This window comes from Brucella grignonensis (assembly GCF_002252505.1).
GTDB classification, from domain to species: Bacteria; Pseudomonadota; Alphaproteobacteria; order Rhizobiales; family Rhizobiaceae; genus Brucella; species Brucella grignonensis.
In genome coordinates this window covers 713,188-734,365 of the sequence record NZ_NNRL01000163.1, presented here as the reverse complement: position 1 = coordinate 734,365, position 21,178 = coordinate 713,188, and the positions used below count along the sequence as shown (strand labels likewise).

Below are 21,178 nucleotides of genomic sequence, written 5' to 3'. Positions count from 1 at the left end.
CAAAGGCCTTTAATCAGATTAGAGATAGTTTCCCAACGTTTAAATCATACTGATCAAATGCTCCACACCCCCGATAGTACTAGAACTGGACAAATTCTTGGCTGGTATGATCGTCACCACCGCATTCTACCCTGGCGTGTAACGCCAGCTGAACAATTGCGCGGTATGAGATCAGACCCTTACCGGGTGTGGCTCTCAGAGATAATGCTGCAACAAACCACCGTTGAAGCGGTCAAATCCTATTTCAGCAAATTTGTCGAGCGCTGGCCGAATGTAGCGTCTATGGCGGCGGCAAGCGAAGATGATATTCTACGTGCGTGGGCCGGACTCGGTTACTATTCACGTGCGCGCAATCTCAAAAAATGCGCCGACCTTATTGTCGCAAATTACGATGGAAAATTTCCATCAACTGCGACCGGTTTGAAAGAGCTGCCAGGCATTGGTGATTACACTTCAGCGGCCATCGCAGCTATTGCTTTCGGTGAACCTGCAGCGGTCGTCGATGGCAATGTTGAACGTGTAATCTCACGATTATTCGCGATCGACACACCTTTACCTGCTGCCAAGACGGAGATTCGCGTCCGCATGGGCGAAATGACGCCAGCGGACAGGCCCGGCGACTTTGCACAAGCTATGATGGATCTGGGCGCAACCATCTGCACACCGAGGCGTCCTGCCTGCGCAATTTGCCCAGTGAATGACAATTGTGAAGCGCTCGCTACCCGCGATCCGGAAGAGTTTCCCGTTAAGGCGCCGAAAGCCGAGAAGCCAGTGCGGATAGGAGCAGCCTTTATTGCTATTGCAAATGATGGGTCGGTTTTGCTGCGTAAACGGCAACGCGAAGGCCTGCTCGCTGGAATGACGGAAGTACCCGGAAGCAACTGGACTGCACGTATAGATGGCGATGCCAGTATAGATTCTGCGCCCTTTAGTGCAGAGTGGGTGTCATCAGGCAGCATCACCCATGTGTTCACACATTTCGAACTGCGTCTTTCTGTCTATTCAGCCAGCAATATTGCCAAACACACGACCAATGATGGCTGGTGGTCTTCTCCTTCAGAATTAGAGGGGGAAGCACTGCCAACTGTCATGAAAAAGGCCATCACGGCCGCCATTCCAGATGCTTTCAAACGGGGGAGGAAAAGCCGTTGACCAGCCCAGTCCAACACGTCGTTTTCGATATCGGTAAAGTGCTGCTGCATTATGATCCGGAGCTGGCTTACCTTGATGTGATCCCCGATGCCGCTGAACGCCGCTGGTTCTTGGAGAATGTCTGCACCGCCGCCTGGAATATCGAGCAGGATCGCGGTCGCAGCTGGGAAGACGCGGAAGCTCTGCTGATCGAAGCCCATCCCGACCGCAGCGATCATATCCGCGCGTTCCGCCAAAACTGGAACCTGATGGTACCGCATTCCTACGACGACAGCGTTGCGATATTGCGCGGGCTGATTGCTCAGGGCAATGATGTGACCATGCTGACAAACTTTGCGTCTGACACGTTGCGCGAAGCGCAAAGTCGCTTTCCGTTTCTCACTGAAAGCCGCGGCGTGACCGTTTCCGGTGACATTCGCATGTTGAAACCGGACCGCGAAATTTACGATCATCATGTCGTAAGCTTTGATCTCGACCCAGCGGCAACGCTTTTCATCGACGACAGCCCTGCCAATGTCGAAGGTGCGAAAGCCGCTGGTTGGCAAGCCGTGCATTTCACTGGCGCACCCAAACTTGCAAGCGATCTCAGAGGCCTTGGCCTCTCATTCTGATCAGAACATCTCCGACAACGAAAAAGCCCCCCGAAACAGATTGTTTCGGGGGGCTTTTCATCAGACTTTGTTGGAGGTCGTCCGATAGTGAGCTCGTTGTATTTTGGGCTTACGCCCCTGCAGCTGCCATCTGATCACGGATAATCGTGCGCAGCTCATCAATTGGCTTCAAAACACCATTTTCTTCAAAGTGCCAGAACGTCCAGCCATTGCAAGCGTCAAAGCCCTGCACCTTGGCACCAATACGGTGGATGGAACCGGCTTCGCCGTTGGCAGCCAAAGTACCATCAGCCCGAACAATCGCAGCATGGCGGCGGCGTGCATCGGAAAGAACTGTGCCTGGACGCAACAGACCCGCCTCCATGATCGAGGTGAAAGCCACGCGTGGTTCCGCGCGCTTGCCTGTCATCACTGTAAGTTCGGCCTTGCCCAGTGGTTCAACCGCATCAATGCGAGCGGTTGCCGCATCGATATAGGTCTGCTCGCGTTCAATGCCGACAAAGTGACGGCCAAGACGCTTTGCAACGGCACCGGTCGTACCGGAGCCAAAGAACGGATCAAGAATCACATCGCCCGGCTTGCTCGAAGCCATCATGATGCGAGCGAGCAATGCTTCCGGCTTTTGTGTTGGATGCACCTTGTCGCCGTTTTCATCTTTCAGACGTTCAGAACCCGTGCAGATAGGGAACAGCCAGTCAGAGCGCATCTGAACATCGTCATTGGCAGCTTTCATGGCATCGTAATTGAACGTGTAGCCTTTGCCCTTTGCATCACGCGAGGCCCAGATCAGCGTTTCATGCGCATTCTGGAAGCGACGTCCACGGAAGTTCGGCATTGGGTTGGTTTTGCGCCATACGATGTCGTTCAAAAGCCAGAAACCAATGTCCTGTAGCTGTGTGCCGACGCGGAAAATATTGTGGTAGGAACCAATGACCCAGATGGTGCCATTCGGCTTCAGCACGCGGCGGCAGGCCAAAAGCCATGCACGGGTAAATGCATCATAGGCCTGGAAACTTTCAAACTGATCCCAATGATCGTCAACGGCGCTAACCATTGTCTGATCGGGGCGATGAAGATCGCCGCCAAGCTGGAGATTGTAAGGTGGATCGGCAAAAATGACGTCCACCGAGTGATCCGGAAGGCGTTCCAGTGCAGAAACGCAATCACCCTTGATGATAGAGTCGAGCCAAGCGGTACGCGGGGCCTCAATAGGCAACTCATGTGCAAGACGTACTAGGGACATGGGATACTCGATTACCTGTGAACGCTAAAAACTTGTCCTTATGGTTACTGAGTAGGGTAAATATGCGGTTAACGCCAAGTGATTGAAATTGTAAACCTTTTCTTAATTCTCCCCTAAAAGCCCGTATTTCCGGCACTTTGCGCAACCAACTGGCTTTGACAGTTTTGTTCCAGCCATATTAAAGCCGTCAACAAATTGCAGTTCGAGGCTCTCAAATGGCGCAATCCATAAGGCTTGATTATTCGTTTACCTCTATGATTGCGCTAACACCTTCAACTGATTTGCGTCCCCTTCTATGTGTCTGACATGAATATCAACGAACTGCGTCACAACCGGTATTTGCGGGTTCTTTTCGTGCCCTTCCGCATGCGCGCGCTGGTGCGTGGCAGTGAAATCGGCCTCGCCATAGCCGGCGCAGTCATCGGCATCATTTCGGCTCTTGCAGTTGCCGCCATTGGCGGTATTTCGCAATGGATGCATCAGGCTCTTTTCGGGCTTGCAGAAGGGGAGAGGCTTAGTTCTGCGTCGCAACTCAATCCAAGCGCCTATATCGCCCCCTTGGCTGGCGGCATTCTTATGGGCGTTGTCATATGGGTACTGGCACGCTGGCGCAAAAAACCCATCGTCGACCCCATTGAAGCCAATGCGCTTCACGGCGGACACCTGTCGCTGACAGACAGTTTCATTCTTGTGGGACAGAACCTCATTTCCAATGGTTTTGGTGCCTCGGTCGGACTCGAGGCGGCATATACGCAGCTGGCCAGTGGTTTTGCATCGCGCATCGGTCGCGCTCTGAAACTGCGGCGCGCCGATTTGCGCACTTTGGTTGGTTGCGGTGCTGCTGCAGCTATCGCCAGCGCGTTCAATGCACCGCTTACCGGCGCGTTCTATGCATTCGAACTCATCATCGGCGTTTACTCCATCGCAACGCTGGCACCGGTTGTGGTTGCAGCCATTGTCGGAATGCTGGTTACACAGGCGATCGGTGGTGCTCCATTCGTTATCCAGATCGGACCATTGGATGGTATTGCTGCGCGCGATTATGTGCCTGCGCTGGTACTTGGCTTTCTGGCCGCAGGCATAGCCATTCTCATCATGCGCGGTGTTACCACGGTTGAACGCATTGCACGAAAAAGTATCATACCGACCGTGATGGCTCCGGCTATCGGCGGTGCAATTGTCGGCATGATTGCTTTCGTTTCACCGCAGGTTCTGGCTTCCGGTCATGGTGCGTTGCATCTCGATCTGAATGCCAATCTAACCATTCCTGTGCTGCTGCTGCTGATTTTCAGCAAATCACTTGCCTCAGCGATCTCGATTGGTTCAGGCTTTCGTGGCGGCCTGTTCTTTGCCTCGCTGTTTCTGGGTGCGCTGACGGGCAAGCTTTTCGCAGCCGTGACGGGCATGGTCTTGCCACTTTCGCTGGAACCAGAAGTCTATGCCGTGATCGGCATGAGTTCGATGGCGGTGGCCATTGTTGGTGGCCCACTCACCATGGCCTTTCTCGCGCTTGAACTGACCGGCGATTTCCCGATTGCAATGCTGGTTCTGGGGGCCGTCGTTTCATCATCACTTATGGTCAGAAAGACTTTCGGCTACTCGTTTGCAACCTGGCGCTTCCATCTGCGTGGCGAAGCTATTCGCTCTGCACATGATATTGGCTGGGTTCGCAATCTCACGGTCAACCGCATGATGCGCCACGACGTACGGACCGTCCTCATCGGCACAGACATTGAGACATTCCGTCACGACTTCCCTCTCGGCTCAACCCAGCGGGTTATCGCGGTGGATAATGAGGGGCATTATGTTGGCATGATCCCTGTCCCTGAAGCCTATTCGGAAAGTTTCGATACGACCGATGGAACTCGCGGCATCAGCGACCTGCTGCGCTATCAGGACCAATTCCTGCTGCCGCAGATGAATGCCAAGGAAGCTGTTGTGCGTTTTGACCGGGCAGAGGCCGAAGCGCTTGCCGTCATTAACAACGCGCAGGAACGTAAAGTTCTTGGGCTTTTAAGTGAAGCACACACGTTACGCCGCTATAGTGAAGAACTGGATCGCCGCCGCCGTGAGGTTTCAGGGGAAGTGTAGGGTCGCAAGTTCTCCTTCACTGGAGGAATGAAACAGTCAGGGCACCATATCGTTGCAACGAATACGGTAAATTGAACGGTCAGAATTTGACGGACAAATCATAAAAGTGTAGCTCATCGGCGGTATTTCGGTGGGTGTTATCCCCTACCCTCCCATTGGTGCGTGGTTTGATCCGAGTGGACAAAATCAGCATTCTAACATTCTGATGTAACGCGCATCTTAGCCGAAAATCGTTTCACACTTCGGTATGCGCTCTAAAAGGCTAGTAAAATGGCGGCTCCTTCCCTGATTATTTTTGACTGCGATGGCGTATTGGTGGATTCGGAAGTGATCGCGGCGCAAGTCGATGCTGTTCTTCTGACAGAAGCCGGATATCCAATTGAAGCGGAAGAAGTGGGCGAGCGCTTCGCCGGTCTTACCTGGCAGGACATTCTACTGACCGTGGAACGCGAAGCCGGCATTCCAATTTCCGCGTCTCTTCTCGACAAATCGGAAAAGCTGCTTGATGAACGCCTGAAAAATGAAGTGCAGGCGATTGAAGATATCGTCGATGTTGTTTCTGCACTTGCACTACCAAAGTGCATCTGCTCGAACTCGACCAACGCACGCCTTGAACTCATGCTGAAACGCGTCGGTCTTTATGATCTTTTCGCGCCAAATATCTTCTCGTCGCGCGAAGTTGGCTCTAAAAAGCCAAAGCCCGCACCAGACGTTTTCCTCTATGCAGCAAAGCAATTTGGTGTCGATCCGGCCGATGTCATCGTGATTGAAGATTCAGCGCATGGCATTCATGGCGCGCGTGCAGCCGGAATGCGCGTTATCGGTTTTACCGGTGGTGCGCACACCTATCCGGGCCATGCCGACAAGCTGACGGATGCAGGTGCTGAAACCGTGATCCATCGCCATAAGGATCTGCCAGGCGTAATCGAGGCCCTATCAATCTGGACTGACGCCTGAGGCTTGTGATTTCTCCCGAAACACATATGCTTTCGGGAGAACTATCAATTCAAAGCGCTGGTCCAGCGCTTTTTACTTCGTGCTGTCAGAGCATCGAACAATCAGTGTTCGACTTGCTGGACCCGCTATGCAGCGCTACGCTTATTCTTGCTCTTCGCGGCTGCATTGAGTTTGGCGAGCAGTTCTTCCGATTCGCTTTCGCTCAGACCAATCATCAGCCTGTCGCCGATCGATGCAGGCTCGTCCGTCGTGACGTCGAAAATCGCCCAGGTGTCTGTCGGCTCAAGAACGCGTTCGTATTTTGGTTTCATGGGCATAGACCAGAGCGGTTTTTATATGCCGCCCCATCCTCTTGGTTCGTTGTAGTTTCAATCGGAGACGACCAACCCTTCATCAGAAGCAATCATCCCTGCTGAAATTGTTGTAACGCAAACCTCTTGCTTTTCACTTCACAGAAGCAGTCCAATTTAATTAGAATCTTATAGATTTATTCTATAGTTAAATATCTATTTCGCCGCTGACGCTCTGCTACGCCCGCGTTTTTTGGATGAGGTGGTGTTTCCGACAAGCGCTGGGACCAATGTTGCGTCAACAGGCTTGCCGAAATACCAGCCCTGCCCGGATAGCTTATTGCTAATGCCGCGGAAATAGTTGACCTGAGCTTCTGTCTCAATACCCTCAACGACAATATCCAGACCGTGTTCATGTGCCATCGAAATAATCTGGGGCACGATTGAAACAGTTCCACGTTCATCACCGACTGTGCGCGTGAAAGCTTTGTCAATCTTGATGGCATCCACCTGTAACTCGCCCAAATAGGCGAGACTGGAATAGCCTGTCCCGAAGTCATCGATATAAATCCTATGCCCGCACTCACGCAGTTGCTTGATGCCTTCGGTGGCCTTGGCAAAATCGACAGCTGTACGTTCCGTCAGTTCCAGTCCGATTTGCTGAGGCCTAATATCAAACACCCCAAGGCGTTGTTTGAGTGCAGTCATAAATGCCGGGTTCTGCACGTCACTTGCCGTCATGTTGATATTGATGCGCAAAGACCGTTGCTGCCGTAAAAGCTCGCCCATCTCCGAAATCACCTGATCAATAACATATAAGGTGATGCGGCTAGCGATGCCCGCCGCTTCCGCACGAGCAACAAACAAATCAGGCGGCACGAAATCGCCCTTGGTTATCTCCCAACGGATCAATGCTTCAAAGCCGGTAATCTTGCCATTTCCGATATTGACGACCGGCTGATAAACCAGTGTGAGACTCTTTGCCGCCAATGCTTTTTTCAAAAGCGAAATCAAAGACCGGTCGCGATTGCGGTAAAAGATCCAGGCGGCACCAATACCACCACCAACAAACATTCCAAAAGCAGTAAATACAAAAAGCAGAAGCCGGTCCGCTTCGGCATACCAAATCTGCGATGTCACGACCGAAATACAGATTCCCGTAACAGGGTCACAAGCCTTTTCACGCAGAATACCGTCTGAAATACCAAACAACCGACTACTGTCCGGCGGAACAAAACTGTTTTGGGTGTTGCCGGGAAACGCCTCAGGGAAATTGTATAGACGGGCAAACTGGGTTTTGTCCGCATTTGTCAGGAAAACAACGAAATTATACTGAGAAACGTGCAAAGCATCAAAAGCGACCGAACTTAACACGACATTAGCCTCACCACGTCCAATGACAGGACCGCGGCTACCGGGCGTAATCAGCTCATGATCGCCATAGATATAAGTGCCGTCCTTTAACTGCACCTCCTCAGTGGATCGCACCTTTTCGGTGTTAACGTCGTTCAGAAGGGTGGAACACTGAAGTCGATCATTCACAAGACGACCGATATCCTTGATGTGATAGCCACCAAACAACAACTCACGTAAATAACGTTTATCCTCATCAGAGCAGATTGCATAAGGAGAACGGTTGGCCTGTTCCAATGTTTTCTGTACGGACGTAACGATCCGATTGGCCTGTGACATCAACACAGACATATAGGCGTCCATATCCCGCTCTTCGTCGTGCAGCTGAAACCAATTGCCAGCCCATTTTCCAGCAATCGCACCAAGCAGCAGCATAACGGCGATCAGGACATAAACAGGCGATAAAAAAGACCTGCGCTGCAGCACCATTAGAAAACCTGCCGTTACAATATCGACAATAGGGAAACCAGTTTAGAATATCCTTTTCGCGCCAATATGACGCATAAATTCAAATGAAGGACACAACAAATATTTCCAATATTCTTTATAAGAAAGCCAAATTTAAATTCTCAGAAGAGATATCTAAATAATATATAATATAAACCCGCGAGAATTATCAGTACTATAAATAACAAGCGCGATCAAACTGCAAGATAAAAAAAGGGGTGCACGCGATAGCAGCGTGCACCCCTTATGATCTCAGCTACATTTTAGCAACGGTGCCGAAACACGCGCCCAAGCTCAGCATCTATTTCGTGTTGTACGGACCTTCATCGAAGCCCACAAAAATCTGGACACTGCGAGCGCTATCTGACGGAATCGAGATTCCCTTGTCGTTGAATACGAATTGCGTCGCACCACTGCTGGTCACATTCACGGTCTGCTTGTGCAGCTTGGAATAAATCACCTTGTCGCCCTGAGTGACTGCAACGCGGACTGGCATGGTGATGTTACCGCTCTTGTATTTCGGACCGGGCACGACCTTGCCTGCTGCAGCAACGTCAAGACTGATTGTTCCATCAGTGTACTGGCAAGAACGGGTCGTATCGGTCAACGCCGCCTGATAAATGACGCGGCTTGCATCCTTATCGCCACCCTTTTCATAGGTATTGAAATAGGCTGTGCCGTCACGCAACGAAACTGTCGGGCAGAAAGCGCGCAACTCCGATTCCTTGATGCGTGCCTGGCCAGCGTCTGTCAGTGCGCCATCCGCAGTTTTCTGCGTGCCACTTGTTGTGCAGCCTGCGAGTGCTGCGAGCAAAACCGTTGCAAAGACTGGAAACAACGATGAACGATTCTGTAATGCTTTCTGCATAAACCGGGCTTCCCTGCACTGATCGACCTGTTCTATACCACCATGCGATGCATAGCGTGAGGGTGTTTTCCTGTTTTTTGTCGCCAAGAGCAACCCCCATCCCTACAAGGATGCTTTAATTCTTGCGGCTTTTTTAGGGACGCTCTATTGCATTATGCGGCTAAAATCCGCCTCGACCCGAAATGAAGGCCTTTGAGATGAAATATATCAGCACGCGCGGCGAAGCACCTGTTCTGGGGTTCAGCGACGCTTTGCTCGCCGGACTTGCCCGCGATGGCGGCCTCTATCTTCCTCAGGAATACCCGCAATTCACCCCGGAACAAATTCGCGATTTGCGCGGAAAATCCTATGTGGATATCGCGCTGGCTGTGCTGACGCCTTTCATCGACGGCGAGATTCCGCAGGCTGATTTCGAGCGTATGGTGCGTGAAGCCTATGGTTCGTTCCGTCACGATGCGGTCTGTCCACTCATTCAGACGGGTTCGAATGAGTTCATTCTTGAACTGTTCCACGGCCCGACGCTTGCCTTCAAAGATGTCGCCATGCAGCTTCTCGCTCGCATGATGGATTATGTGCTGGCCCAGCGCGGTGAGCGCGCCACGATTGTCGGCGCCACTTCCGGCGACACAGGCGGCGCGGCTATCGAGGCTTTTGGCAGCCGCGACAATACCGATATTTTCATCCTGTTCCCGAATGGTCGTGTATCGCCGGTGCAGCAGCGCCAGATGACCAGTTCCGGCTTTTCCAACGTTCATGCCCTGTCCATCGAAGGTAATTTCGATGACTGCCAAAACCTGGTCAAAGGCATGTTCAACGATCTCGAATTCCGTGATGCGATTTCACTTTCTGGTGTGAACTCGATCAACTGGGCGCGTATCATGCCACAGGTGGTCTACTATTTCACAGCAGCATTGAGCCTTGGCGCACCTGATCGTGCTGTGTCCTTCACAGTGCCAACCGGCAATTTCGGTGATATTTTTGCAGGCTTCGTCGCCAAGAAGATGGGCCTGCCGATCGATCAACTCATCATCGCGACCAACGACAACGACATCCTCGCGCGCACGCTGGACAGTGGTGCTTACGAAATGCGTGGCGTTGAACAAACAACATCGCCTTCGATGGACATCCAGATTTCGTCCAATTTCGAGCGTTTATTGTTTGAAGCACATGGCCGCGATGCGGCTGCAGTGCGTGGTCTGATGCAGAGCCTGAAGCAATCGGGCGGTTTCACTATCTCTGAGAAGCCACTTTCCGCCATACGCAACGAGTTTTCAGCGGGCCGTTCTACGGTCGAGGAAACTGCACAAACCATTAAATCCGTGCTGGAAGCAGATGGTTATCTGCTTGATCCGCACTCGGCGATTGCAGTTAAGGTCGCTCGCGAAAAAGTGTCCGGGAGTGCGCCGATGGTGGTGCTGGCGACAGCTCACCCGGCAAAATTTCCCGATGCCGTAAAGGCTGCGAGCGGCATTAACCCGGAACTTCCCGCATGGCTTTCGGACTTGATGCAACGAAAAGAAAGTTTCACAGTTCTTCACAACGACCTGAAAATCGTGGAAGAATATGTTCGCCGTCATTCTCGGGCATAAAATGCGCGTGCTCTTCTACCGCATCGGCCCAAAAATCGGAATCGAGTTTTGGAAAGCACGATGCGTAGTTTAAATGAGTTAGAGCGTCCTTTTGCGTCCAGAAGGACGCCCGGCGCTCTAAGGGAATTAAGAACGGTAACCCGAATGGGACTATGGGAGCATTGTGCTTATGGGTGTTGAAGTAACGCGTCTTTCCAATGGCTTGACCATTGCTACAGATAACATGCCGCATGTGGAAAGCGTCGCGTTGGGTATCTGGGTCAAGGCAGGCGCACGAAACGAAGCTCCGGATCGGCACGGCATCGCCCATCTGCTTGAGCATATGGCTTTCAAGGGCACAGACAAGCGGACCGCTTGGCAGATTGCCTCGGACATCGAAAATGTCGGCGGCGAAATCAATGCTGCGACAAGCGTCGAGACCACGTCTTACTATGCGCGTGTCCTGCGCAACGACATGCCTCTGGCGATCGACATCCTCTCAGATATTCTGACCGCTTCGAAGTTCGATGAAGCTGAGCTTGAACGCGAAAAGCAGGTCATCATGCAGGAAATCGGTGCTGCGCACGACACACCTGATGATATTGTTTTCGACCGCTTTACCGAAACTGCCTATCGCCATCAGCCAATCGGACGCGCCATTCTTGGTGAACCTGATACGGTCATGTCTTTCACTTCGGACGACTTGCGCCAGTATATCGATGAACAATACAGCGCCGATCGCATGGTGGTGACAGCAGCAGGCGGCATCGATCACGATCAATTCGTTAAGGAAGTGGAAAAACGTCTCGGCGGTTTCCGCGCACACAATACCGCGCCAACGCTCGATCTCGCGACCTATGTTGGTGGTGATTTCCGCGAAAATCGCGAGTTGATGGATGCACAGGTACTGATCGGCTTTGAAGGCCGTGCCTATCATGTGCGTGACTTCTATGCCTCGCAACTTCTTTCCATGATCCTCGGCGGCGGCATGTCTTCGCGGCTATTTCAGGAAGTGCGTGAAAAGCGCGGCCTTTGTTATTCGGTCTACGCTTTCCATTGGGGCTTTTCCGATACGGGTCTGTTCGGCATCCATGCTGCGACTGGTCGCGATGAACTCGTAGAGCTACTACCGGTCATTATCGACGAGCTGCACAAAGCAGCGGATTCCATCGGCATTGAGGAAGTCAATCGCGCCCGTGCGCAGTACAGCGCAAGCCTGCTTATGTCGCAGGAAAGCGCTGCAAGCCGTGCGGGACAGATTGCACGTCAGTTCTTGCTCTATGGCCGTCCGGTCGCAAACAGCGAATTGATGGAGCGCCTTTCGCTCATTACACCAGAACGACTGAGCGATCTTGCCGGACGTTTATTCCTCGACAGCAAGCCGACGATTGCAGGTGTTGGACCCGTTGGGCGTCTAATGGGCTTCGAGGGACTCACCGATGCTCTCTCGACCAGCGCGCATGCGAGGAAGATTGCCGTTTAATGCAGTAAGGCATAAAGGATAGGAACGTTGGCAACACGGGATAGTACAACGGGTTTCAGGAGATAAGCATATTGCCCTGATGCCTTACTGTCCTATTTCCTTCACCGCCCTCCTCAAAACAGGAACCCGCATGATCGGCCTGCCATTCCGGCGCAGCAATCCGACAATCCTTCGTGGGAAGCGCATTTACTTGCGCGAACCCTTGATGACCGACTTTGCAAGTTGGGCCAATGTGCGCGAGCAGAGCCGCGCCTTTCTTACCCCATGGGAACCGACCTGGGCCGACGACGACCTGACCAAAAGCGCTTTCCGCCATCGGCTGCGGCGCGTACAGGAAGAAATGTCCGATGGCACCGGCTATCCGTTTTTTATTTTCCGTAACGGCGACAATCGGCTTTTAGGGGGAATTACCCTTGGCAACATCAGACGCGGTGTCGGCCAGAGCGGTATGATCGGCTATTGGAGCGGTGTATCCGTCGCTGGCCAGGGCTATATGACCGAAGCCTTATCAATGGTTATCCCCTTTGCTTTCGGGGAACTGAGGTTGCACCGGATTGAAGCTGCCTGTATTCCCCATAATGTACGTTCGATACGGCTTCTCGAAAAAGCCGGATTTCAGAGAGAAGGACTGTTGCGCTCCTATCTCAAGATAAACGGCTTCTGGCAGGATCACCTGCTATTCGCCCTTTTAGAAAGCGACATACGCATGACCAATGGCAAGGTTGAACGCTCGTGAACGGTCTTACAGACAGGTTTTTTTCAGCCTTCACGCGGATTGTCTCCGCGTTCATTGCCATTGTGATATTTTCAACGATTCATGCTTTTGCTGTTGAGCCTATAAAAATATCGAAAGAAGACACCGCCCTTGATCTTACGCGCGCTGTTGAGCTGCTGCGCAATCAGGGTGAAAGCGTACAGGTTTCCACCGCCCCCGGTGCAGATGGCATTGTGCGCCGTATCGAGGTGCAAGCCGATCCTAATTCCAACGCGTCCGGTGACTGGGCCGCTTTTTCCATTGCCAATCCCACAGACGAGCAGATTGACCGCCTGATCGTGGCTCCGCACTTCCGCCTTGTCGGCTCAGGTGTGATCTGGCCTGATCTGGGGTCACAACGTATTTCATCCATTACGCCGAGTGAGGGCTTTGCGCTCGACCGCCAGCCGAGTGCAGATGCCGATGTTTTTCGCATTACGCTCAATCCGGGCACGGTCGTCACGTTCGTTGCGGAACTCTCTTCGCATAATCTTCCCCAGCTCTATCTGTGGGAGCCTGAAGCGTACAAAGATGCGGTCAACTCCTACACGCTTTATCGCGGCATTCTGTTGGGTATTTCCGGCCTTCTCGCGCTGTTCTTAACGATCCTCTTCGTCGTCAAGGGAACCTCGCTGTTCCCGGCGACTGCAGCGCTCGCATGGGCTGTGTTGGCTTATATTTGTGTCGACTTCGGCTTCTGGAACAAGCTGATGGAGATCACCCCCGGAAACGAGCAGGTATGGCGAGCGGGCACCGAAGTAGCACTGGCCGCCTCTCTGGTGATTTTTCTGTTCACCTATCTCAATCTCAACCGATGGCATGATCATTTCAGCTATGGCGCGGTGACATGGGTGTTGGGGCTTTTAGCGCTCGCGGGCGTCGCGGTATTCGATCCGCCGGTTGCCTCGGGTATTGCACGCATGTCGCTGGCACTCACAGTGGCTTCCGGTATCTTCATTATCGGCTATCTGGCAGTCAAAGGCTACGACCGAGCGGTAATGCTTATTCCCGCCTGGCTGCTTACGCTCATATGGCTGCTCGGTGCCTGGATGGCAGTCTCTGGCCAGCTCGACAACGATATTGTCCAACCCGCCCTCGGCGGCGGACTCGTCCTCATTGTGCTTCTGATCGGCTTCACAGTCATGCAGCACGCTTTTTCCGGCGGCGCGCTTCAACAGGGCCTGCTTTCAGACATGGAAAGGCAGGCGCTGGCTGTCATTGGCGCTGGAGACATTGTCTGGGATTGGGACGTACCGCGTGACCGCGTTGTTACGACGCCAGACATCGCGAATTATCTCGGAAACACTGCAAGTTCACTGCAGGGTCCCGTGCGAAACTGGCTACCCGCCATGCACGCAGATGATCGCGACCGTTTCCGTTCCACACTTGACGCCATTCTTGAGAACCGTCGCGGGCGCATCGGCCAAATTTTCCGCCTGCGCGCCAATGACGGCCATTATCACTGGTATGCACTGCGTGCCCGTCCTGTCATCGGCTCAGATGGCGAAATCGTTCGCTGTGTCGGCACGCTGGTCAATGTGACAGAGCAGAAAAAAGCTGAAGAACGCCTGTTGCATGACGCCGTGCACGACAATCTTACCGGCCTGCCCAATCGTGAGCTGTTCCTTGATCGTCTCAGCAATGTGATGAACATGGCGCGCGGCGAAAGCAAGTTACACCCGACCGTTTTCATCATCGATATAGACCGTTTCAAGCAGGTCAATGACAGCCTTGGCATGTCAGCTGGTGACACGATCCTACTTACTATCTCACGTCGTCTGTCGCGCCTTATGAAGCCACAGGATACACTGTCGCGCTTGTCATCCGATCAATTTGGACTTCTGCTCGCGTCTGAAAGCGATCCGGGGCGCATCGCATCCTTTGCTGAAGCTTTGCGCCAGGCAGTCCGCTCGCCGATTGCCTATGCCAAGCGTGAAATCGTGCTAACGGCATCGGTCGGCCTGATCACATGGACGAAAACCGCTGCCTCAGCGGAGGATTTTGTCAAAGACGCCGAACTGGCCATGCATCAGGCCAAACGCTTCGGCGGCGACCGCATTGAGCCGTTCCGTCCGGCATTCCGAGCAATCGGCAGTGACAAGCTGCAACTGGAGTCTGATTTGCGGCGCGCCCTTGAACGCGATGAAATCAGCCTGGTCTATCAGCCAATTGTTCGGCTTGATGAAGGCACTATCGCAGGCTTTGAAGCGCTAATGCGCTGGGAGCATCCGCGCCGTGGCGGCATTTCTCCTTCCGAATTTATTCCGATTGCCGAAAGCTCTGGCCTGATCGTGCAGCTTGGACTGTTCGCCATTCAGCGTGCGGCGGAAGATCTGTATGCATGGCAGGAACAGTTCCCCAAGCTCGATCTGTTTGTGTCCGTTAATCTGTCGAGCACGCAGTTGATCCGGCAGGATCTGATCAATGATGTGCGCTCGGTTCTCTCACGCATTCATCTCACGCCCGGCAGTCTCAAGCTGGAGCTGACCGAATCTGTGCTGATGGAAAATCCGGAACAGTCGGCCCATGTTCTTGCACGGCTCAAGACCATGGGTGTGGGCCTGTCACTTGACGATTTCGGCACCGGCTATTCTTCACTTGCCTATCTGACGCGCTTTCCGTTCGATATCATCAAGATCGACCGCTCGTTCGTTAAAGGTGATCAGCCACAAAAGGCGACACTCCTGCGCTCCATCGTCAGTATGGCGCATGATCTCGGCCTTGCCGTCGTGACTGAAGGTGTCGACAGCGAAAGTGACGCGCTTCAGTTGCGTCAAATGGGCTGTGAGTATGTGCAGAGCTTTATGTTCGGCGAGCCATCAAGTCGGGAAGACGCAACGCGTATGATCCGAGAACAGCTGGACGCGGCTGCGGCTTAAAGCATTTCCAGCATAAAGTGCGAAGCGCTTTTGCGTAGGATAATGCGTACAAACAAATAGCTAGAGCGGCTCCAACGATTCAGTCTTAACTGGAGCCGCTCTAAGTCTTATTCTTACACGATAATTATTCAGGCATGACCGGCTTCAGAAACGAGCCGGGTCATGTCGATCCCCATCCGGGCCATCAGTCTGTCGTATTTTCCGACAATATCGCTATCAAACAGCATATCCATCGGCGCCGGGCATGTCAGCCAGCCGTTCTCTGCAAATTCCAGATCGAGCTGTCCGGGTGCCCAGCCAGAGTAACCCAGGGTCATCAATGCTTGCGTTGGCCCATTGCCTCCATAGATCGCACGCAGAATATCGACCGTTGCTGTGAGACAAACGTCTTCTGTAACCGGCATGGTGGAATCGACCATATAGTCGTCGGTATGCAACACGAAACCGCGGGTTCGATCGACAGGTCCACCATCGCGGATAACCATATGCTGCGCGCGCGCCGGTAGCATGATCAGATCCTCATCGCCAATGACACCAATCTGACGAAGGAGATCGGGAAACCCAACCGGCTGGACCTGATTAATGATGAAACCCATCGCGCCCTCTTCAGAATGGGCACAAATATAGACCACTGCGCGGGCGAAACGCTCGTCGCTCATTCCGGGCATTGCGAGCAGGAATTGCCCGTTCAAGAAACCCTGCTCCTGGTTTGGCTTCCTGAGAATTGTCATAGATATGAAGGTAGCAAGACTGCGGCAAATGACAATGAAATTCGTGCAAAGTTTCCTATTGCTTCGAACGGGCTTGATTTCGGATTGCATATTGAAGCAACCTCCTCCGCGCAAGAGTACAATCAAGGATTGAGAAGAATCATCGGTATGTTGATGTATATAGTTGTAATTTCGGCGGCAGTTTTCTTGGTTTACTCTATATACGCGCAGGTCAAACTTTCTTCGCTTATCGATTTCATCAGACAAAGCCCGTCAATGACAAAGGCGGTCGGAGATGTGTCTGATCTTTATTACATTTTCACCATGCCACGCGGTAATTATCGCTTTGCGTTATATCTCTGGAGCAACCCCACACCACCCGATGAGATCGCTTCAAATTTTGCTGATTATGGCGCGCTGCGCATCATATCCAATGTTGCTTTTCTGTCTCATCTTGGTCTGGGTTTTCTCATCGTTTCGGGCGTGACACTACAACTATTGCTGAAACTCTGAACGACAATTTGCAGGCTTAAACTCAGCCTTGATAGAAACATGTTTTTCCATCAATCTCATCGCATGAGATCAATTCAATTTCTTGTCCTCCCTCTATTCTTGAGCGCGGCAGCTTCCGCGCAGGCTGCCACGTCTGACTGGTCGGAAACGCCGGGCGGCAAAGTCCGTGTTATTCTTGAAGACGCAAAGCCGCACGGCGAACTGCGCGGAGCATTGCAAATCGATCTCAACCCCGGATGGAAAACCTATTGGCGCAATCCGGGTGATGCTGGTGTGCCGCCGCAACTCAATCTTGAGGGCAACAGCTCCGCGCGCATCGATTTCCCCGCACCTGTTAACTTTGGCGCAGGTGATGAAGGCGGTATCGGCTATACGCACCCTGTCTTGCTGCCGTTGACATTTACCGTCAAGCCCAACGCAGAGCGGCTTAAGGGGCATGTATTCCTTGGCATCTGCCAAAAAATATGCATTCCGGTACAAGCCGAGTTCGATTTTCCGCTAACCGCAGAAAATGCAACTCAATCGCCACAAGCCATCGCAACGCGCACAATAGTCGAAACGGCCTTTGATCGTCTTCCCGCGCCTGCATCGCCCGATTTTGGTGTAACCTCAGCTCGGCGGGAGGACATCAAAGCGGTTTTTGAGATTGCGCTTCCCGATGCGCACGCACCTGCCGAACTTTTTGTCGGAAACGACCAGCTAAGCCTTTCCGAGGCAAAGTTCGAGAAAGCTACCAGTCAATCGCGCTTCACAGCCACGCTGCATGGTAAAGCCGCAGATGGCATGCTTATCGACTATACGCTGGTTCAGAATGGCAAAGCAGTTTCCGGACAGGTCAAGCTGGATTAACTTATAGGATCCGTAATTTGAAATTGTCGAACGGATCATTATCGGCTTAAGTGTCGTCGCCATGTTTCATGCACTGGCAGTCGAAATTCAGCGATTCATACAGGTGGGCAATGACGGCACATGCTCACCTTCAGGAGAAAAACGATGACGATCAAAGTTGGTGACAAGCTGCCCGCAGCAACCTTCAAGGTAAAGACGGCAGACGGCGTCAAAGAAGTGACGACTGACGAAGTTTTTGCTGGCAAAAAGGTCGTTCTGTTCGCGGTTCCCGGTGCTTTCACACCGACCTGCAGCCTCAACCACCTGCCGGGCTATCTTGAAAATCGCGATACCATCCTCGCGAAGGGCGTCGATCAGATCGCAGTCGTTGCAGTGAATGACGCTTTCGTTATGAGCGCATGGGCGCAGAGCACCGGCGGCGAAGGCAAGATCCTGTATCTCGCTGATGGTTCCGCCCTTTTTACCAAAGCTCTTGGTCTTGAACTGGATGCAACCGCAGGCGGTCTTGGCATCCGCTCGAAGCGTTATTCGGCTATCATTGAAGACGGTGTCCTCAAAACCCTCAACATCGAGGAACAGGCTGGTCAGGCCGCTACTTCAAGTGCTGCGACACTAATCGAACAGCTTTAGTTTATTTAAAGTTCGCCCCGCAATCTGTACAGCGCCACCGATCTCAACAAATCGCAGCAAGGCAAATAACTTGCCTGAAAATCAAAAAGCCGCGCTGTTCCCCAGCGCGGCTTTTCTTTATTCACAAACTCGATATTCGCTATTTCACCTGAAGCGACTTGTATCCGTTATATTTGAACGGCTCCATGCCTTCGCGGGCAAGCTCGTCAGCGCGTTCATTCTCCGGATGACCTGCATGCCCTTTGACCCAGTGCCACGTCACCTTATGCGGCTTGCGCGCCTCATCCAGCGCTTGCCAGAGTTCGGCGTTCTTCACCGGCTTCTTGGCCGCAGTTTTCCAGCCATTGCGCTTCCAGCCCTCAATCCAACCAGAAATGCCATCACGCACATAGACACTGTCGGTGTAAAGATCGACTTCACATGGCTCTTTCAATGCGGATAGTGCCGAAATTGCTGCCATCAGCTCCATGCGATTGTTGGTGGTGTCGGCCTCGCCGCCCTTCAACTCTTTCACATGACCATTCCAGCGCACGATAGCGCCCCACCCACCGGGACCGGGGTTGCCCGAGCACGCACCGTCGGTGAAAGCTTCTATATGCTTCACGCGGCAGCTCCCGCCAATTCAAGCCCATATTCGGTTGCAGAGGTGACCTGTCGGTGAAAGCGCATACGACGCACATATTCCATCGGGTCTTTTTTCATCACGAAACTGCCATCGGGAACAGTCAGCCAATCATAGAGGCGGGTCAGCATGAAACGCACCGCGGCACCCCGGGCCAGAACCGGCAAAGCGTCGATTTCAGCAGGCGAGAGCGGGCGCACGGAATTATAGCCGCGCAAAAATGCAGCACCCTTTGTGAGATTGAAGGAGAAATCCTTCTCAAAGCACCAGGCGTTCAGGCAGACAGCCACGTCATAGGCGAGAATGTCCGTGCAGGCGAAATAGAAATCAATGAAACCCGACAGTCGATCACCAAGGAAAAACACATTGTCCGGGAAGAGATCGGCATGAATGACGCCCTCCGGCAATCCCACCGGCCAGTTCTTTTCCAGATAATCGAGATCTCCCTCAGCCTCGGCAACCAGTCCCCGCTCGACACTATCGGCGCGTTCTTTCGAAAGATCCCACAGCGGGCGCCAGTCGGGCAATGTCAGACCATTGCGGCGGCGCATAGCGAAGTCTTCACCAGCCAAATGCATTTCAGCCAGCCCACGACCAACTTCTTCGCAATGGGCAACAGTAGGTTTGCGCATCCACATGCCTTCAAGAAAAGTCACGATAGCTGCCGGACGGCCTGCAAGCTCACCGATCATCGCACCATCGCGGCGCACTACCGGCTGTGGGCATTCCAGACCGCGTTTAGAGAGATGCTGCATCAAATTCAGGAAAAACGGCAGTTCGTCGCGATTAACGCGTTTCTCATAAAGGGTAAGGATGAAAGAGCCTATCGTCGTGTGCAGAAGGTAATTGGTGTTCTCCACCCCTTCTGCAATGCCCTTGTACGAGGTCAGAGCACCGATGTCATACTGTTCAAGAAAAGAACCAAGCTCGATTTCATTGATATCTGTATAGACGGCCATGCCGCTTATTTCCCCATATTCACACCGCGCATCTTATCCGAAAACCGTTAAACACTTTTCGGGATGCGCTCTAATTTCGGTATGCCGACGACCCGGTTTTCGCCGTTGACGAATGCCATATCCCGCACCGTCAGTTCCACATCGCGTATTTCACGATTCACAAGGAAGTTTTCGGTTTCAATTGTCGTTTCTGCCAGTTCTATTTTGACAGCGAAACGCGCCTTGAAAGCATCCATAATCTCATCGACGATGATTTCAGGTGCGGACGCGCCAGCCGAAAGACCAACCACCGAAATATCGCCGACCTTGTCCCACTCGATGTCGCTTGCGCGCTGAACGAGCATCGACATGCCCGCGCCAGCCTTTTCGGCCACTTCGACAAGCCGCTTGGAATTGGATGAGTTCGGAGCACCCACAATGAGGAAGAGATCGCAACCGGGAGCGGCTGCGCGCACCGCATCCTGACGGTTTGTTGTGGCATAACAGATGGATTCTGCAGCCGGTGCGGTCAGGTTTGGGAAACGCTGCTGCAACTCCTGGATAATACCCGCAGTATCATCAACCGAAAGCGTCGTCTGTGTAACGAAACCAAGATTATCCGGATCGGTAAACTCGATCTTGCGCGCGTCTTCAACTGTCTCGATGAGCGTCACGGTGCCATCCGGCAATTGCCCCATCGTGCCAATCACTTCGGGATGGCCGGAATGGCCAATCAGGATCACATGACGGCCAAGGCGCTGATGGCGCATCGCTTGCTTGTGGACCTTGGAAACCAGAGGACAGGTCGCATCAAGATAAAAAAGGTTCTTGGCTTCCGCGTCCGCTGGCACCGATTTTGGCACCCCGTGGGCCGAAAAGACCACCGGTTGATCGCGATGTTCTGCCGGAATTTCATCGAGCTCTTCAACAAAAATTGCGCCGCGTGACTGCAGACCTTCAACGACATAGCGATTGTGCACGATCTCATGGCGCACATAGACCGGAGCGCCATATTTCTTCAATGCCAGCACGACGATCTGGATCGCCCGATCAACGCCTGCACAAAAGCCGCGCGGGCCGCAAAGACGGATTTCCAGAGGGGGGCGTGTATCAGTCATGAATCGTGCTCGCTGGGTTCGGCGTAAGGCGCGAATAGTTAT

The 21,178-nt window shown here is 52.9% G+C and carries 19 protein-coding genes; 11 read left to right on the top strand and 8 right to left on the bottom strand.

Annotated features, from left to right (window positions below):
• Window positions 1-57 precede the first annotated feature (57 nt).
• Window positions 58-1,152, top strand: coding sequence for an A/G-specific adenine glycosylase (gene mutY / locus CEV33_RS17335; protein WP_094541628.1), 1,095 nt, complete (start codon window positions 58-60; stop codon window positions 1,150-1,152).
• Entirely contained in the window at window positions 1,149-1,763 is a 615-nt protein-coding gene (locus tag CEV33_RS17330) for an HAD family hydrolase (RefSeq protein WP_094541627.1), read from the top strand. The genes mutY and CEV33_RS17330 overlap by 4 nt, the downstream gene beginning before the upstream one ends.
• A 109-nt stretch (window positions 1,764-1,872) precedes the next feature.
• On the opposite strand, the gene CEV33_RS17325 is transcribed toward CEV33_RS17330, so the two are convergent.
• On the bottom strand, window positions 1,873-3,006 hold the full coding sequence (locus tag CEV33_RS17325; protein WP_094541626.1) for a site-specific DNA-methyltransferase: 1,134 nt from the start codon (window positions 3,004-3,006) through the stop codon (window positions 1,873-1,875).
• Between the two features lie 306 nt (window positions 3,007-3,312).
• Here CEV33_RS17325 and CEV33_RS17320 point away from each other — a divergent pair, with 306 nt between their 5' ends.
• Together CEV33_RS17320 and CEV33_RS17315 are read left to right on the top strand one after the other, a co-directional pair.
• Window positions 3,313-5,097, top strand: coding sequence for a chloride channel protein (locus CEV33_RS17320; RefSeq protein WP_094541625.1), 1,785 nt, complete (start codon window positions 3,313-3,315; stop codon window positions 5,095-5,097).
• Window positions 5,098-5,367: 270 nt separating this feature from the next.
• A complete protein-coding gene (locus CEV33_RS17315; protein ID WP_094541624.1) occupies window positions 5,368-6,054 on the top strand; it encodes an HAD family hydrolase in 687 nt (228 codons plus the stop codon).
• A 125-nt stretch (window positions 6,055-6,179) separates the two neighbouring features.
• On the opposite strand, the gene CEV33_RS17310 is transcribed toward CEV33_RS17315, so the two are convergent.
• From CEV33_RS17310 to CEV33_RS17300, 3 genes are all read right to left on the bottom strand, one after another.
• Window positions 6,180-6,365 carry a hypothetical protein gene (locus tag CEV33_RS17310; protein ID WP_024897212.1) on the bottom strand — a complete coding sequence of 62 codons (186 nt, stop codon included), beginning with the start codon at window positions 6,363-6,365 and terminating at the stop codon, window positions 6,180-6,182.
• Between the two features lie 195 nt (window positions 6,366-6,560).
• On the bottom strand, window positions 6,561-8,186 hold the full coding sequence (locus CEV33_RS17305) for an EAL domain-containing protein (RefSeq protein ID WP_094541623.1): 1,626 nt from the start codon (window positions 8,184-8,186) through the stop codon (window positions 6,561-6,563).
• 319 nt (window positions 8,187-8,505) lie between these two features.
• Window positions 8,506-9,072: a hypothetical protein gene (locus tag CEV33_RS17300; RefSeq protein WP_094541622.1), complete on the bottom strand. Its 567-nt coding sequence runs from the start codon at window positions 9,070-9,072 to the stop codon at window positions 8,506-8,508.
• A gap of 197 nt (window positions 9,073-9,269) precedes the next feature.
• Between CEV33_RS17300 and thrC the strand changes: the two genes are divergently transcribed.
• From thrC to CEV33_RS17280, 4 genes are all read left to right on the top strand, one after another.
• On the top strand, window positions 9,270-10,661 hold the full coding sequence (thrC, locus tag CEV33_RS17295) for a threonine synthase (RefSeq protein ID WP_094541621.1): 1,392 nt from the start codon (window positions 9,270-9,272) through the stop codon (window positions 10,659-10,661).
• 169 nt (window positions 10,662-10,830) lie between these two features.
• A complete protein-coding gene (locus CEV33_RS17290) occupies window positions 10,831-12,123 on the top strand; it encodes a M16 family metallopeptidase (protein ID WP_094541620.1) in 1,293 nt (430 codons plus the stop codon).
• Between the two features lie 130 nt (window positions 12,124-12,253).
• Entirely contained in the window at window positions 12,254-12,859 is a 606-nt protein-coding gene (locus tag CEV33_RS17285; protein WP_024897207.1) for a GNAT family N-acetyltransferase, read from the top strand.
• A 38-nt stretch (window positions 12,860-12,897) separates the two neighbouring features.
• Window positions 12,898-15,756 (top strand): EAL domain-containing protein, encoded by a 2,859-nt coding sequence (locus CEV33_RS17280; protein WP_374816609.1) that lies wholly within the window; start codon window positions 12,898-12,900, stop codon window positions 15,754-15,756.
• A gap of 128 nt (window positions 15,757-15,884) precedes the next feature.
• On the opposite strand, the gene CEV33_RS17275 is transcribed toward CEV33_RS17280, so the two are convergent.
• Entirely contained in the window at window positions 15,885-16,487 is a 603-nt protein-coding gene (locus CEV33_RS17275) for a YqgE/AlgH family protein (protein WP_094541766.1), read from the bottom strand.
• On the opposite strand from CEV33_RS17275, the gene CEV33_RS17270 reads away from it, so the two are divergent.
• The 3 genes from CEV33_RS17270 (at window position 16,437) to CEV33_RS17260 (ending at window position 18,458) form a co-directional block, all read left to right on the top strand.
• A complete protein-coding gene (locus CEV33_RS17270) occupies window positions 16,437-16,979 on the top strand; it encodes a hypothetical protein (RefSeq protein WP_167388167.1) in 543 nt (180 codons plus the stop codon). The genes CEV33_RS17275 and CEV33_RS17270 overlap by 51 nt on opposite strands.
• Window positions 16,980-17,042: 63 nt before the next feature.
• On the top strand, window positions 17,043-17,828 hold the full coding sequence (locus CEV33_RS17265) for a protein-disulfide reductase DsbD domain-containing protein (RefSeq protein WP_094541765.1): 786 nt from the start codon (window positions 17,043-17,045) through the stop codon (window positions 17,826-17,828).
• 144 nt (window positions 17,829-17,972) lie between these two features.
• Complete coding sequence (locus tag CEV33_RS17260) at window positions 17,973-18,458, top strand: peroxiredoxin (protein ID WP_094541617.1); 486 nt, start codon at window positions 17,973-17,975, stop codon at window positions 18,456-18,458.
• A 139-nt stretch (window positions 18,459-18,597) separates the two neighbouring features.
• Here CEV33_RS17260 and rnhA read toward each other — a convergent pair whose 3' ends face one another.
• The 3 genes from rnhA to ispH are packed head-to-tail and all read right to left on the bottom strand — an operon-like array spanning window position 18,598 to window position 21,136.
• Window positions 18,598-19,062 (bottom strand): ribonuclease HI, encoded by a 465-nt coding sequence (rnhA, locus tag CEV33_RS17255; protein WP_024896205.1) that lies wholly within the window; start codon window positions 19,060-19,062, stop codon window positions 18,598-18,600.
• Complete coding sequence (locus CEV33_RS17250; protein WP_094541616.1) at window positions 19,059-20,039, bottom strand: homoserine kinase; 981 nt, start codon at window positions 20,037-20,039, stop codon at window positions 19,059-19,061. The genes rnhA and CEV33_RS17250 overlap by 4 nt, the downstream gene beginning before the upstream one ends.
• Window positions 20,040-20,086: 47 nt before the next feature.
• A complete protein-coding gene (gene ispH, locus CEV33_RS17245) occupies window positions 20,087-21,136 on the bottom strand; it encodes a 4-hydroxy-3-methylbut-2-enyl diphosphate reductase (RefSeq protein WP_094541615.1) in 1,050 nt (349 codons plus the stop codon).
• Window positions 21,137-21,178 lie beyond the last annotated feature (42 nt).

Bases quoted from the DNA above. Each gene is read 5' to 3' on its own strand.
- CEV33_RS17315 (WP_094541624.1), top strand. From the start codon at position 5,368: ATGGCGGCTCCTTCCCTGATTATTTTTGACTGCGATGGCGTATTGGTG.
- CEV33_RS17320 (WP_094541625.1), top strand. From the start codon at position 3,313: ATGAATATCAACGAACTGCGTCACAACCGGTATTTGCGGGTTCTTTTC.
- CEV33_RS17265 (WP_094541765.1), top strand. From the start codon at position 17,043: ATGAGATCAATTCAATTTCTTGTCCTCCCTCTATTCTTGAGCGCGGCA.
- CEV33_RS17300 (WP_094541622.1), bottom strand. From the start codon at position 9,072: ATGCAGAAAGCATTACAGAATCGTTCATCGTTGTTTCCAGTCTTTGCA.
- CEV33_RS17285 (WP_024897207.1), top strand. From the start codon at position 12,254: ATGATCGGCCTGCCATTCCGGCGCAGCAATCCGACAATCCTTCGTGGG.
- CEV33_RS17250 (WP_094541616.1), bottom strand. From the start codon at position 20,039: ATGGCCGTCTATACAGATATCAATGAAATCGAGCTTGGTTCTTTTCTT.
- CEV33_RS17275 (WP_094541766.1), bottom strand. From the start codon at position 16,487: ATGACAATTCTCAGGAAGCCAAACCAGGAGCAGGGTTTCTTGAACGGG.
- ispH (WP_094541615.1), bottom strand. From the start codon at position 21,136: ATGACTGATACACGCCCCCCTCTGGAAATCCGTCTTTGCGGCCCGCGC.
- mutY (WP_094541628.1), top strand. From the start codon at position 58: ATGCTCCACACCCCCGATAGTACTAGAACTGGACAAATTCTTGGCTGG.
- thrC (WP_094541621.1), top strand. From the start codon at position 9,270: ATGAAATATATCAGCACGCGCGGCGAAGCACCTGTTCTGGGGTTCAGC.
- CEV33_RS17290 (WP_094541620.1), top strand. From the start codon at position 10,831: ATGGGTGTTGAAGTAACGCGTCTTTCCAATGGCTTGACCATTGCTACA.
- CEV33_RS17305 (WP_094541623.1), bottom strand. From the start codon at position 8,186: ATGGTGCTGCAGCGCAGGTCTTTTTTATCGCCTGTTTATGTCCTGATC.
- CEV33_RS17325 (WP_094541626.1), bottom strand. From the start codon at position 3,006: ATGTCCCTAGTACGTCTTGCACATGAGTTGCCTATTGAGGCCCCGCGT.
- CEV33_RS17260 (WP_094541617.1), top strand. From the start codon at position 17,973: ATGACGATCAAAGTTGGTGACAAGCTGCCCGCAGCAACCTTCAAGGTA.
- CEV33_RS17310 (WP_024897212.1), bottom strand. From the start codon at position 6,365: ATGAAACCAAAATACGAACGCGTTCTTGAGCCGACAGACACCTGGGCG.